Genomic DNA, 12,595 nt, shown 5'->3' on the forward strand with positions numbered 1-12,595 from the left:
CCTGTCCCCGGAACAGGTGAGCGTGGTGACCGTAGCAAGCCAGCAGAGCCAGTATCTCGACCGGGCCAGTTCGAGCGCCCTGGTCGACGTGGTCGACCTGATCCTGGACAAGGGACTGGTCATCGACGTGTACGTCCGCGTCTCCCTGGTGGGCATCGAGATCCTGACCATCGACGCCCGCATCGTCGTCGCCAGCGTCGACACCTATCTGCGGTTCGCCGAGGCGACGAACCGCCTCGACCTCGCCCGCAGCGGCACCGAAACCAAGGGACTGCCCGGCCTCATGGACGAGATCCAGGAGAGCGGCGGGCGGAAGAAGACCAAGGGCGCCCTGGAAGGCGTCAAGGACACCGTCTCCGATCTGCTCCAGGGCGACGACGAGGCCGATGAGAGCGACAAGTTCGAGGACGAGGCGGGGGAGCGCGAGGAAGCGCCACGGCGGGAATCCGGTGACCGGCCCCGGCACCGGCGGAGTTCGAGCAGGGAGCGCGAGCGGTGATGGCCGAGGACGGACGTGCCTGCTACGTATACGGGGTCGTCCCGGGCGACCGGAGCGACGACGCCGTCAGGGACTTGGGCGGCGTGGGCGATCCGGACGCCGCGGTGACCCTGGTGCGCCATGGCGGCCAGGCCGCCGTGGTCAGCGAGGTGCCCGTGGACAAGCCACTGGGCACCCCCGAGGATCTGCGCGCCCACGCCCGGGTGCTGGACGCCCTGGCGGCCAGGTCCTCCCCGGTGCTGCCGTTCCGGTTCGGCACGGTGGTGCGCGACACCAGCGCGGTCACCGGTGAACTGCTCGCCGAGGGGCACGAGGACTTCGCGCGCGCCCTCGACCGGCTGCGCGGCCGCTCCCAGTTCACCGTGCGCGCCCGCTACGTACAGGACGCGGTGCTGCGCGAGGTGCTGACCGAGCAGCCCGAGGCCGTACGGCTCCGCGAGGAGCTGCGGGGGCTGCCGGAAGAGGCCGGGTACGACCAGCGCATCCAGCTGGGCCAGCTGGTCATGGACGCCATCGCCGCCAAGCGGGCGGTCGACGTGCTGGAAGTGGACCGCAGGCTGGGCCCGTGCGTGCTCGCCTCGGTGAGCACGGAACCGTCCTCCGCCGAAGGGCTGGTGAACGCCTCCTTCCTGGTCGAGGACGAGCGCCGCACGGCGTTCGAGCAGGCCGCCGAGGAACTGGCCAAGCACTGGGACGGCCGGGTCAGGATCCGTCTGCTGGGCCCCCTGGCCCCGTACGACTTCGTGGCCGACGCGATGAGCCCGGCCAAGGAAACGGCCGAGGAAGGCGCATAGCCATGGGACTGCTCAGCGGACTGGTCACCTGGCCGCTGGCCCCGGTGCGCGGCGTCGTCTGGATCGCCGAGCAGCTCCACGACGAGGCCCACCGGCAGCTGTACGACCCCGGGGTGATCCAGCAGCGCCTGGAAGAGGTCGCGGAGCAGCGGGAATCCGGGGAACTGACCGAGGAGGAGGCGGCCCGCCAGGAGGACGAACTGGTCCGACGGCTGATGGCCGGCGGCCCGCCCGGCGGGGGCCTGGAGGTGTGAGCCGTGGTCCCTGAGGAGCGGGACGGACGTGACCACGGCGAGGAGCGGGAGCGGCCCCGCCGCGCCCGGCGCCCCGCGCCCGAAAACCGGCGCCGGTCCGCCGACGCCCGGCGTCCCACGTCCGAGAACCAGCGTGCGGCCGACGCCCGCCGTCCCGCGACCACTGCCCGGTCCGCCGCCCGCAGCGCCGCCCGCCAGTTGCGCGACCTGACCGGACACGACCCGGAGAGCGTCACCTCGGTGGAGCGCCATGAGGGCGGCGGCTGGCTCATCGGCGTCGAAGTGCTGGAGACCCACCGCATCCCGGACTCCACCGACATCCTCGCCGAGTACCGGGTCGAGGTCGACGACAAGGGCGAACTCGTGACGTACCGCCGCGCCCGGCGCTACTACCGCGGCAGGTCGGAGGAGCGGACATGAGCCAGGGCGCCGACTGGAACGTGCCGAGCAGGCGCATGGGCGGCCCGCCGGAACCGGCCCGCCGGGAGTCGTCGAGCCTGGCCGACATCCTGGAGCGGGTGCTCGACAAGGGCATCGTCATCGCCGGGGACATCCAGATCAACCTGCTGGACATCGAGCTGCTGACCATCAAGATCCGGCTGCTGGTCGCCTCCGTCGACCGGGCCAAGGAGATGGGCATCGACTGGTGGGAGCACGACCCCACGCTCTCCTCCGGCGCCCGCGACGTCCTGGACGAGAACGAGCGGCTGCGGCGGCGCGTCGGTGAGCTGGAGTCCGGCCACGACGCGGACCGCCGTGACGCGGACCGCCGCGCCGGTGAGCGGGGACGGGAGGACGAACCGTGACCGAGGAGGACCGTGCCACCTGGCTGTACGCGGTGACCACCGCGACCCGCGACGCGAGCGGCGGCGCCCCGCCCGGGCTGACCGGAGTGGCGGACGAACCGGTGCGCCTGGTCGAGAACGCCGGACTGGCCGCCGTCGTGGGTTCCGTACCGCTGGCCGACTTCGGTGAGGAGCCGCTGCGCGCCCACCTGGAGGATCTGCCCTGGCTGGAGCGGGCGGCCAGGGCCCACCACCGGGTCATCGGCCGAGCGGCCGGATACGGACAGGTCATTCCGCTGCGCTTCGCCACGATCTACCACGACGACGCCCGGGTCCGCACGATGCTCCAGGAGCGGCGGGACGACCTCACGGACACGCTGGCGCGGGTCGCCGGACGGACCGAGTGGGGCGTCAAGGCGTATGTCGATCCGCGCGCCTTCCTGCCCGACCCGGGCGACGAGGAGGGCTCCGGCGGCGATGCCCCCGGCACCGCGTATCTGCTGCGCCGCCGCGCCCAGCGGGACGACAAGGAGACCGCCCATCTGCGGGCCACCGAGCGGGCGGAGGAGATCCACACCGCCCTCACCGCGCTGGCCGCGGCGAGCGCCGCCCATCCGCCGCAGGACGCGCGGCTGGCCGCGTACGAGGGCTGGATGGTGCTGAACAACTCCTATCTGGTTCCGGACGACCGGACGGAGGAGTTCACCGCCGCGGTGACCGCGCTGGGGGAGCGGTATGCGGACGTCGACCTGGAGGTGAGCGGTCCGTGGCCGCCGTACTCGTTCACCGCGCCGCCCGAGCGTGAGGAGGCGTCGTGACCCACGCGATCGAACGGCGTGAGGTGGCCCTGGTCGATCTGCTCGACCGGGTGCTGGCCGGGGGCGTCGTGATCGCCGGAGAGATCACGCTGAGCATCGCCGACATCGATCTGGTGCGCATTTCCCTTCGCGCGCTGATCGCTTCCGTACGGATGGAAGACGAGGATGAGCATCGAGCGCCGCCCTGACGATCGCCGTTCTGACGACCGCCGCGCCCCCCACGACCGCTCCGACCGCCCTCGTCGGCTCGACGTGGACGAGGAGTCGGTCCGCAAGAGCCTGGCCGGTCTGGTGCTGACCATCGTGGAGCTGCTGCGCCAGCTCATGGAACGGCAGGCGCTGCGCCGCGTCGACCAGGGAGGCGTCAGCGACGAGCAGATCGAGAAGCTCGGGCTCACGCTGATGGCGCTGGAGAAGAACATGGAGGAGCTGAGGGAGCACTTCGGGCTCACCGAGGACGACCTGAACCTCGACCTCGGCCCGCTCGGCCCCCTCCTGCCCCGCGACTGATCCCCCTGCCCGCGTCCGGCGGTACGCTGCGCGGGTGGGGATCACGCTCAACCTCCGGTCAGCGCGAGCGGCCGACGTCCACGTCGGGCGCTCGCCGCTCGCCGAGCTCATGTCGGTGCTGCACATCCTGGCCGAGCCCGACCACCACCCCGAGGCCCAGCGCTGGACGCGCCGCCTGGGCACGACCTTCGACGTGCCGCTCACCCAGGAGATGAGTGCCCTGTCGCCGCTGTGGGCGCGGCTGCGCTGCCGTCTGCTGTTCCCGCTGGCGCTGCCGCTGGACCAGTCCTTCGAGGACGAGCTGCGGCTGCTGGAGAAGCTGCCGCTGGAGGAGTTCACGGAGCTGTGCGCGCAGGGCGTCCTGGGCTTCCGGGAACGGGTGCCCGACGCGCACAGCCTGCTGTACGACCCGGAGGCCGCCTGCCGCTTCATCACCCAGTGCGAGCGGCGCTCGTTCCGGCGCGGTGAGCTGGCGCATGAGCTGATGGCCTCGCCGGAGGGGATGCGGGCCCGGCTGATCGACTTCCTGGAGCGCTGCGGCACCGCGTTCTTCGCGGCCGAGTGGCGTGCGGTGCACGACCGGCTGGAGGCGGCCGTGGTGCGGTTCCGTACCGATATCCGCAGAAGCGGTCTGGCCGAGGTGCTGGCCGGGCTCAGCCCCACCGCGGTCGTCTCCCAGGGCGGTACGCGGGTGCGCTACGACAAGCTGGCCGTCGCCGAGATCGACATCGGACCGCGCCCGCTCTTCCTGATCCCGTCCGTCCATGTCTGGCCGCATCTGACCGTCAAGGACGAGGAATCCCGTCCCGTCGTGCTGCAGTTCGCCGCCCTGGAGGGCCAGGTCGACGGGCAGCTCACCCAGCGCGAGCTGCGGGAACGGATGTCCGCGCTGGCCTCGCTGGGCCGGATGGAGCTGTGCCGCCATCTGCTGGGCGAGCCGATCACCACCTCCGAACTGGCGCAGCGCCTGGGCCTGGACGATACGCACGTCTCGCGCACCCTGCGGCAGCTGCGGGACGCCGGGCTGGTGGAGTCCGAGCGCGAGGGCAAGTACGTGTACCACCGGCTGGCCACCGGCACCCTGCTCCGGCTGGGACAGGACGTACTGGCCACCATCATGCGCTGACGGTTACGCGCCGGGCCGCGTCCACAGCAGCACCGCCGAGGGGTGGTTGGCATTCATGTGCACGCGGTTGGTGGCGACCACCTTGCGCCGGGTGACGGCCTCGGGCTCACCGGTGCCCGAGTTGACGTCGAAGCGCGGGAAGTTGCTCGACGAGATGTCCACCCGCAGCCGGTGTCCGGCCCCGAAGCGGTTGGCGGTGTCCGGCGCCGGGATCTCGATCTCGTACACCTCGCCCGCCACCAGGGGTTCGGGCCGCTCGAACGACGCGTGGAAGCGGCACCGGAAGATGCCCTCGGTGAGGTTCATGGCGAACCCGTGCGGATAGTCCTCGTTCGGCGGGTGCACATCGACCAGCTTCACCGTGAAGTCGGTGTCCGGCGCGGTCGAGGAGATGAACAGCCGGGCGGTGACGGGCCCCGCCACCTCCAGCGGCTCCGCCAGCGGCGGGGTGACCAGGGAGATCACATCGGGTCGTGAGTTCAGCGGCAGATACGGTTCTCGGGCGCCGTAGAAGCGCTCGTCCGGCACCTGGTCGAAGGCGCCCCCGACCATCACCGGCTCGCCCGAGGTCACCTGGCCGCCCAGGGTCGGCACCGGGTCGCCGGGATCGAAGTCGTACTCGACCCACGCGTCCGTGCCCACGGGTCTCTCCCGGCTCAGCTCACCCGAGGTGTGGCAGTAGAACGCGGTCTCCCGGGTCCCGGTCGGCGGCCACTGGGTGTCGGTGTGCCACCGGCCGCCGTGCCGCATGCGCCCGGCCGCGTCGCGGTGGCCATCGCCCCCGCCCATCAGGAAGTACCGCACCCGTGGGATCTCCTCGGGGTCTGCGCCGCGCAGCACCGCGTCGAACCAGCGCTGCCGGAAGGTCAGATACGAGGTGTCCACGTTGTCGCTGAACGTCGCGGCGGGCCCGAAGTCCACGTCACCGGCGAAGGTGACACAGCGCGCGCCGTGCGTCCACGGCCCCATCACCAGATACGCCGGGGACGTCTTGAGCCGCCCCATGGCCGTGAAGTTCTCGATGGTGGAGCGCACATACGGGTCGTACCAGCTCGCCATGTGCAGCGTCGGCACGTCCGGGAAGCGGTCGTAGTGGCCCCGCCCGTAGATCGCGGGCTGCCGCCAGTACGCGCCGAACGCGTCGTGCCGCCACTGGTCCAGCAGATACCGCTCGTACTGGCCGACCTGCGCGAGCGGGGAGACGCCGGTGCGCCACGGCAGCACGGTGAACCAGTCCCGCAGATCGGTCCCGGCGAACGCCTTGCGCACCAGCGGGTCCCGCTCCGCCTCCGGGCTCTCCTCACCGTGCCGGAACGCCCAGGTGATCTGCTTGAGTTCGAAGGCGCCGCCCATCCGCATGCCCGCCTCGTACGCGCTCGCGAAGCCGCCGGAGTCCATGAACATCGCGGCCAGCGGGGCGGGGGACTCGGCCGCGGCGGCCGTCTGGGCGTGCGCCGAGTAGGACACCCCCATCATCACGACCCGCCCGTCGCACCAGGGCTGTCCGGCGATCCAGTCGAGGGTGTCCGCGCCGTCCGGCCCCTCGCCCAGGTACTTCACGAAGGTGCCCCCGGAGTCGCCCCGGCCGCGGCAGTCCTGCCGCACCACGTGGTATCCGGCGCGGACGAAGAAGGCGGAGGTCTCCTCGGGGGTCGGCACCGGCTCGTCATGGCGGCAGCGGTCCGACTCGCGGATCTCGCGGCGGCCGTACGGGGTGCGCTCCAGGATCACCGGCCGCGGACCGGGCCGCTCCCCGGACGCGTACAGATCCGCGGCGAGGACCACCCCGTCCCGTACGGGTACGCGCAGAAGGTGGCGCCACAGTCCTCCGCCGAGGTGTTCCGCGGCCTCGGTCCGCCCGGTCGGTGCCATGGGGGAGCCGCTCACTTGGTCTGGGACTGCTTCGAGCCGTTGAGCAGCATCTCCGACCGGGTGACGGTGGACAGGGGCATCCCCCAGCCGCCGAACAGCTTCGCGTAGGTGCCCGACTCCTGCATCTCCCGCAGCCCCTTGACGATCACGGCGGCGAGGCCGGTGCCCTTCTTGGCCTGGATGCCGTAGATCGCCGTCGCCGCGGGGAGGCTGAGCATGTCCTTCAGCTCCAGCGTCTCGAACTTGTCGTCCGAGTTCTCGCTGACGGATGTGTTGGAGGCGCTGGGCGCCACCACCGCGTCGATCCGCTTGCTCTGCAGCGCCAAACTCGCGGCGGCCAGGTCCCCGTACGCCTGCGGGCGCACGGCCTCCTTGCCCTTCTTGGCGCACCGCTTGCTCAGCCCCGCGAGGACGTTCTCGGTGCCCGCGCCCTTCTCGACGCCGACCTTGTGCCCGCAGACGCCGATGCCGGACTCCGGGCGGAACCCGCTCTCCTTGTTCACCATCACGGTCACCTGGCTCTGCGCGAAGTCGGCGAAGTCGACCTCCTTCTGGCGCTCGACGAAGTCGCCGGAGGGCGCGCTGAGGTCGATCCGGCCGGACTTCAGCCCCGGGATCACCGCGTCGAACGGCGTCCGCGTCACCTTGATCTTGATGTCGAGCTGGGAGGCGAGCTGCTTGGCCAGATCCGGGACCAGGCCGGTGATCTTCCCGTCGGAGCCGATGGTCACATACGGGTCGTACTCGCTGACCCCCATGACCAGGGTCTTCTTCTTGTACTCCGCGGGCACCTGCGCCGCCAGCTCGCCGTCCTTCGGCTCCAGGGCGAGGGACGGCGTGGGCATGGCCTCCTTGGACTTGCCCTTGTCGTCCGGAGTGTCGTCGACCGAACAGGCGGTGAGGGGGAGCGCGAGGGACACGAGCAGGGCGCACCCGGCGGCGCTGGGACGGTGACGCATGGGCTGTGCTCCGTTTCGGGAGATCCGGCTGACCCGGATGAGGGGGGATGTGGGGGGTTGGGGGACTGGGGTCAGCGACCCCAGACGGTCTCGGCGACGCGCCGCACATTGCCCCCGGCGAGCTTGGCCACGTCCTCCTCGGAGTAGCCGTGGTCGAACAGCCAGCGGATCATGTTGCCGACGGCCTCCGCGGGGTTCTCACAGCCGTGGACGTAGTCGACCGGCTCGTGCGGCGGCGGTCCGGCGCTCTGGCCGTCGTGCGCGTCGTCCTTGCCGAAGAGCGGGGCGAACGTGCGGTGCCAGGCGGTGTGATCGCCGAAGTTGGTGTCCGGGCCGAAGGCCACGTGGTCGATGCCGACCAGGTCCAGGCAGCGCTCCACGTGCTCCATCACCGACTCCAGGCTGTGCCGGGGGTGCCGGGTGGTGATGGTCGTGTGCGGGGCCGCCTCGACGCCGATGAACCCGCCGGAGCCCGCGCACGCCCGGATCACATCGTCGGGCTTCATCCGCGGCGTCGGCCACAGCGCCCGCGACCCGGCGTGGGTGATCACCACGGGATCGGTGGAGCGGCGCACCGCGTCCAGCGCCGTCGCGTCCCCGGAGTGGGAGACGTCGACGATGATGCCGAGGTCGTTCATCCGCCGCAGGGCGCGGCGGCCGAGCGCGGTGAGCCCGGTGTCGCCGGTGTCCGCGAGCCCCGAGCCGAGCTGGTTGCTCTCGCTGTACACCAGCCCGAGCAGCCGCACGCCCAGCCCGTAGAGCAGATCGAGCCGGTCGACGTCGTTGCCGATGGGGGACGCGGACTCCAGGGTCAGCACCACGCCCACCTGGTTCCCGGCCCGGGCCCGCTCCGCGTCCTCCAGGGTGCGGACCGGGGCCACCAGGCGCTGATGGGCGAAGTCGGCCTGGCGCATGGCCAGATCGCTCACCGCGTCGTCCCAGTCCCAGGGGGTGTGCGAGCGGATCATGCTGACGGCGGCCGGGCCGCCGTCGAAGAACAGGTCCACGCCCGAGTGCGCCATGCCCTCGTACGGGATCGCCTCCCGCCCCTGGCGGCGGAACGCGGCGAAGTCCGCCGGGTCCGCGGGCCGCAGCGAGAGATGGTCGTGCGCGGAGATCACCAGATGGCGTTCCTCGAAGTCCCGCGCCCGGGTCTCGACGTCCTCGCTCCACACCGGCGCCGAGCCGGGCACCCGGCCCACCGCGGGCACCAGCGGGAAGTCCTGGAAGTCCGCGCCCGGCTCCAGGTAGTGGTACGAGCGGTAGCCGTCCCACAGGTCCAGCCGGGCGCGGGTCTTGGCGGGCAGAGGTCGTCCGGTGCTCATGCGCTGACCTTCGACAGGAACGTGCGGGTGCGGTCATGGGAGGGGGAGCCGAACAGCCGGTCCGGCGGGCCCTCTTCGACGATCCGCCCGTCGTCCATGAAGACGACGCGGTCGGCGACCTCGGCGGCGAAGCGCATCTCATGCGTGACGACCACCAGCGTCATGCCCTCCCGGGCCAGGTCCCGGATGACGCTCAGCACCTCCTGGACCATCTCGGGGTCCAGGGCGGAGGTGGGTTCGTCGAACAGCATCACCTTCGGCCGCATCGCCAGCGCCCGGGCGATGGCCACGCGCTGCTGCTGGCCGCCGGACAGCTGCTCGGGGTAGCTGTCGAGCTTGTGGTCGAGCCCGACCCGGCGCATCAGCTCCTCGGCGCGGGCGTCGGCCTCCGCCTTCGACAGCCCGAGGACCCGGCGCGGCGCCTCCACGATGTTCTCGCGGGCGGTGAGGTGGGGGAAGAGATTGAAGCTCTGGAAGACCATGCCCATGGCCGAGCGCTGCGCGGCCAGTTCGCGGGTGCCCAGCTCATGCAGGGAGGTGCCGCGCAGCCGGTAGCCGATGACGCTGCCGTCGACCACGACCATGCCGTCGTCCGGGACCTCCAGGTGGTTGACGCAGCGCAGCAGCGTGCTCTTGCCCGATCCGGACGGGCCGATGACACAGACCGTCTCACCCCGGTGGATATCCAGGGAAATGCCGTGCAGCACCTCCGTGGAGCGGAACGACTTGACGATTCCGCGCAGGGAGACGATGGGCTGCGCTCCCCTTTCCGATGCCACGGTCATACCGAGTGCTCGATCCTCTTCACTTTCCCGACCTTTTCGGCCGGTATCAGCGTGTGTCGCCCCAGGCGTCGTTCCAGGCGCTGCTGCACGAGGGTGATGACGCCGGTGATGATCATGTACCAGATCGCGGCCACGATCAACAGGGGAACGGTCTGGAAGTTCTTCGAATAAATGAGCTGCACCGAGTAGAGCAGATCGGCCAGGGAGATCACGCTGACCAGAGATGTCGCCTTGAGGAGAGATATCAGCTCATTTCCCATCGGCGGCACGATGACGCGCAGCGCCTGAGGGAGAGTGATGCGGAAGAAGATCTGAGTCGGCGTCAAACCGAGTGCGGCGGCCGCCTGGCGCTGCCCCTCCGGTACGGAGAGCAGACCGGAACGGATCAGCTCTGCCACGTAAGCCGTCTCATGCAGGGTCAATCCGATGACCGCGGCGGTCAGCGGACCCAGCAGGGAATTCGCGTCGAAGGTGACGAAACGCGGGCCCCAGGGAATGCCGAGGGACAGGGTGGGAAACAGCGCCGCCAGGTTGTACCAGAACAGCAGCTGCACCAGCATGGGAATCGAGCGGAACACCCAGATAAACGTGCCCGCGGCCGCCGACATCAGCCGTGAGGAACCCATCCGCATGAGCGCTACGACGGTCCCCAGCACCAGAGCGAATGCCATGGTCACGGCGGTCATGCCCAGGCTGACCCCGATACCCTTCATGATGCGGATCTCGAAGAAGTATTTCGCGACGGTGTCCCACTCGAAGCGCGGGTTGGTGAATATCGTGGTCACCGCCATCGCGGCGAACACCAGCACCACGGCATTGGCCACCAGCAGTCCTGGACGCCGTCGCTTCACACGTTTGAGCCGGGATGGCTCGGGTAGGGCGTCAAGATTCAGGACTTTGCTCATGAAGGGCCCTCGGGCGGTTCGTCGTCACAGCAGGGGAATACCGCATCTTAAAACCGGGTTCCAGGGCCCTCCCGAACAGTTGACACAGAACCGTCAACCGTCGGTGCCGAGGTGTCCGTAGGTGTCGCGCAGCTCCCGTTTGAGGATCTTGCCGCTGGGGTTCTTCGGCAGGGCCGCGGTCACCACCACGTACTTGGGCACCTTGAACCCGGCCAGCCGCTCCCCGCAGTGCGCCGTGATCTCGTCGGCCGACACCCGCTCTCCGGGCCTGGCCACCACGACCGCCGTCACCGCCTCGATCCAGTACGGATGCGGCACACCGAACACCGCGGCCTCCGCCACCGCGGGGTGGGCGTGCAGGACCTCCTCCACCTCGCGCCCGGACACGTTCTCCCCGCCGCTGTTGACCATGTCCTTCTTGCGGTCGACGACGGTCAGATACCCCTCCTCGTCCATGACCCCGAGATCGCCACTGTGGAACCAGCCGCCCCGGAACGCCTCCGCGGTGCGCTCGGGATCCCGCCAGTAGCCGAGCATGGTGTGCGGGCCTCGGTGCACGATCTCCCCGACCGTGCCCGGCGGTACGGGACGGTCGTCCCCGTCCACCACCAGCGTCTCGACGTTGAGCGCGGCCCGCCCCGCCGACCCGGCCTTGCGCTCCTGGTCGGCCGGGCCCAGGACGGTCGCGATCGGCGACATCTCGGTCTGCCCGTAGAGGTTGTAGAACGCGATCCCCGGCAGTCGCCGCCGCAGCTCGGCCAGCACGGCGACCGGCATGGCCGCGGCGCCGTAGTACCCCTTCCGTAACGACGACAGATCGCGCCGCCCGAACTCCGGATGCCGCAGCAGCGCGATCCACACGGTGGGCGGCGCGAACAGCTTGGTCACCCGCTCCTCCTCGATCGTCGCCAGCAGCGCCGCCGGATCTGGGCCGGGCAGGATGATCGAGGTGGCCCCCAGATGGACGTCCGGGGTGAGGAAGGCGTGTAACTGGCCGCAGTGGTAGAGCGGCAGCGCGTGGACCTCGACGTCGTCGGCCGTCATCCCGCCGTCCACGATCGTCGTCAGATACTGCGCGATGAGACACCGGCTCGTCATGATCGCGCCCTTGGGCCGCGACTCCGTCCCCGAGGTGTACATGAGCTGCACCGGATCGTCGTCCTCCAGCGCCGGGTCGGGCACCGGATGGCCGTACTCCGCGCCCAGCGCCGCGAAGTCCTCCCAGCCCTCCCGCTCTTCCCGCTCCTGCCGCCCCTGCGCGGCGATGGCCGCGCGCAGCACGAGGCGCTCCGGCGCGGCCTCGGCCAGCGCCGCGTCGGCCGTCTCCAGCAGACCGTCCCCCGCGATGACCCCGACCGCGCCCGAGTGGGCGAGCAGGTACGCGACCTCCGGCGGCCGCAGCATGAAGTTGACCGGTACCGACACCGCGCCCAGCCGGGCCAGCGCGAAGTACGCCACCACATAGCCGTGCGAGTTGCGCGCGAACAGCACCACCCGGTCGCCCTTGGCGACACCGCGCGCCGCCAGCGCGCCCGCCGTGCGGCTCACCAGGGCGTCCAGCTCCGCGTACGTCTGCCGCAGCGCGCCGAACACCAGGGCCGTCTTGCCGGGCAGCCGGGCGGCGCTGCGCGCCAGCAGATCGGCGATGCCGTGGCGCCGGGCGCGCACGATGTCCACGGGCAGGGAGGGGGATGCGGTCACCAGAAGTCTCCCGAATGGTCGGACGGGCCGGACGGTTCGTCACGCTGACATGGCACGGAGCGGCGTTCAAGACCGCGCGCGGCCCGGGCGATGCATCTGACCGGGTGGCACATCGGTCCGCTTGTGCGGGCCGCCTTGCCCAAAAGTGATCATTTACATGGAATGACCGGTCAGGGATCCGGGAGGTCCGGGGCATCCCGCGAGCCTGGAGGCTCCATGATCAGTCCAGCCGTCCGTGGCATCGTCGCCACCACCGCTCTGA

The 12,595-nt window shown here is 70.8% G+C and carries 15 protein-coding genes; 9 read left to right on the forward strand and 6 right to left on the reverse strand.

Annotated elements, in window-relative coordinates:
• Nucleotides 1-22 precede the first annotated feature (22 nt).
• The 9 genes from gvpJ to ACZ6CL_RS36000 are packed head-to-tail and all read left to right on the forward strand — an operon-like array spanning nucleotide 23 to nucleotide 4,786.
• Nucleotides 23-499: a gas vesicle protein GvpJ gene (gene gvpJ, locus ACZ6CL_RS35960; RefSeq protein WP_468943945.1), complete on the forward strand. Its 477-nt coding sequence runs from the start codon at nucleotides 23-25 to the stop codon at nucleotides 497-499.
• On the forward strand, nucleotides 499-1,293 hold the full coding sequence (locus ACZ6CL_RS35965; protein WP_468943948.1) for a GvpL/GvpF family gas vesicle protein: 795 nt from the start codon (nucleotides 499-501) through the stop codon (nucleotides 1,291-1,293). Before gvpJ ends, ACZ6CL_RS35965 begins: the two co-directional genes overlap by 1 nt.
• 2 nt (nucleotides 1,294-1,295) lie before the next feature.
• Nucleotides 1,296-1,547, forward strand: a complete 252-nt coding sequence (locus ACZ6CL_RS35970; RefSeq protein ID WP_468943950.1) for a gas vesicle protein GvpG — start codon at nucleotides 1,296-1,298, stop codon at nucleotides 1,545-1,547.
• A gap of 3 nt (nucleotides 1,548-1,550) precedes the next feature.
• Entirely contained in the window at nucleotides 1,551-1,967 is a 417-nt protein-coding gene (gene gvpO / locus ACZ6CL_RS35975) for a gas vesicle protein GvpO (RefSeq protein WP_468943953.1), read from the forward strand.
• Complete coding sequence (locus tag ACZ6CL_RS35980; RefSeq protein ID WP_468943955.1) at nucleotides 1,964-2,353, forward strand: gas vesicle protein; 390 nt, start codon at nucleotides 1,964-1,966, stop codon at nucleotides 2,351-2,353. The genes gvpO and ACZ6CL_RS35980 overlap by 4 nt, the downstream gene beginning before the upstream one ends.
• Nucleotides 2,350-3,150: a GvpL/GvpF family gas vesicle protein gene (locus tag ACZ6CL_RS35985; protein WP_468943957.1), complete on the forward strand. Its 801-nt coding sequence runs from the start codon at nucleotides 2,350-2,352 to the stop codon at nucleotides 3,148-3,150. Before ACZ6CL_RS35980 ends, ACZ6CL_RS35985 begins: the two co-directional genes overlap by 4 nt.
• Nucleotides 3,147-3,338, forward strand: a complete 192-nt coding sequence (locus ACZ6CL_RS35990) for a gas vesicle protein (protein ID WP_055551642.1) — start codon at nucleotides 3,147-3,149, stop codon at nucleotides 3,336-3,338. The genes ACZ6CL_RS35985 and ACZ6CL_RS35990 overlap by 4 nt, the downstream gene beginning before the upstream one ends.
• Nucleotides 3,316-3,660, forward strand: coding sequence for a gas vesicle protein K (locus ACZ6CL_RS35995; protein WP_468943960.1), 345 nt, complete (start codon nucleotides 3,316-3,318; stop codon nucleotides 3,658-3,660). The genes ACZ6CL_RS35990 and ACZ6CL_RS35995 overlap by 23 nt, the downstream gene beginning before the upstream one ends.
• Nucleotides 3,661-3,694: 34 nt before the next feature.
• Nucleotides 3,695-4,786, forward strand: coding sequence for a DUF5937 family protein (locus ACZ6CL_RS36000; RefSeq protein WP_468943961.1), 1,092 nt, complete (start codon nucleotides 3,695-3,697; stop codon nucleotides 4,784-4,786).
• A gap of 3 nt (nucleotides 4,787-4,789) precedes the next feature.
• On the opposite strand, the gene ACZ6CL_RS36005 is transcribed toward ACZ6CL_RS36000, so the two are convergent.
• The 6 genes from ACZ6CL_RS36005 to ACZ6CL_RS36030 all read right to left on the reverse strand — a co-directional run bounded on the left by ACZ6CL_RS36005 (nucleotide 4,790) and on the right by ACZ6CL_RS36030 (nucleotide 12,333).
• Nucleotides 4,790-6,658, reverse strand: coding sequence for a CocE/NonD family hydrolase (locus tag ACZ6CL_RS36005; RefSeq protein ID WP_468943963.1), 1,869 nt, complete (start codon nucleotides 6,656-6,658; stop codon nucleotides 4,790-4,792).
• Nucleotides 6,659-6,669: 11 nt separating this feature from the next.
• Nucleotides 6,670-7,617 carry a transporter substrate-binding domain-containing protein gene (locus tag ACZ6CL_RS36010; protein ID WP_468943966.1) on the reverse strand — a complete coding sequence of 316 codons (948 nt, stop codon included), beginning with the start codon at nucleotides 7,615-7,617 and terminating at the stop codon, nucleotides 6,670-6,672.
• 71 nt (nucleotides 7,618-7,688) lie between these two features.
• A complete protein-coding gene (locus ACZ6CL_RS36015) occupies nucleotides 7,689-8,942 on the reverse strand; it encodes a dipeptidase (protein ID WP_468943969.1) in 1,254 nt (417 codons plus the stop codon).
• Nucleotides 8,939-9,727, reverse strand: a complete 789-nt coding sequence (locus ACZ6CL_RS36020) for an amino acid ABC transporter ATP-binding protein (protein WP_468943972.1) — start codon at nucleotides 9,725-9,727, stop codon at nucleotides 8,939-8,941. The genes ACZ6CL_RS36015 and ACZ6CL_RS36020 overlap by 4 nt, the downstream gene beginning before the upstream one ends.
• On the reverse strand, nucleotides 9,724-10,632 hold the full coding sequence (locus tag ACZ6CL_RS36025) for an amino acid ABC transporter permease (RefSeq protein WP_468943975.1): 909 nt from the start codon (nucleotides 10,630-10,632) through the stop codon (nucleotides 9,724-9,726). The genes ACZ6CL_RS36020 and ACZ6CL_RS36025 overlap by 4 nt, the downstream gene beginning before the upstream one ends.
• Nucleotides 10,633-10,725: 93 nt before the next feature.
• Entirely contained in the window at nucleotides 10,726-12,333 is a 1,608-nt protein-coding gene (locus ACZ6CL_RS36030; RefSeq protein ID WP_468943978.1) for an acyl-CoA synthetase, read from the reverse strand.
• Nucleotides 12,334-12,595: the final 262 nt, after the last annotated feature.

The organism is Streptomyces sp. NPDC041200, assembly GCF_055591805.1.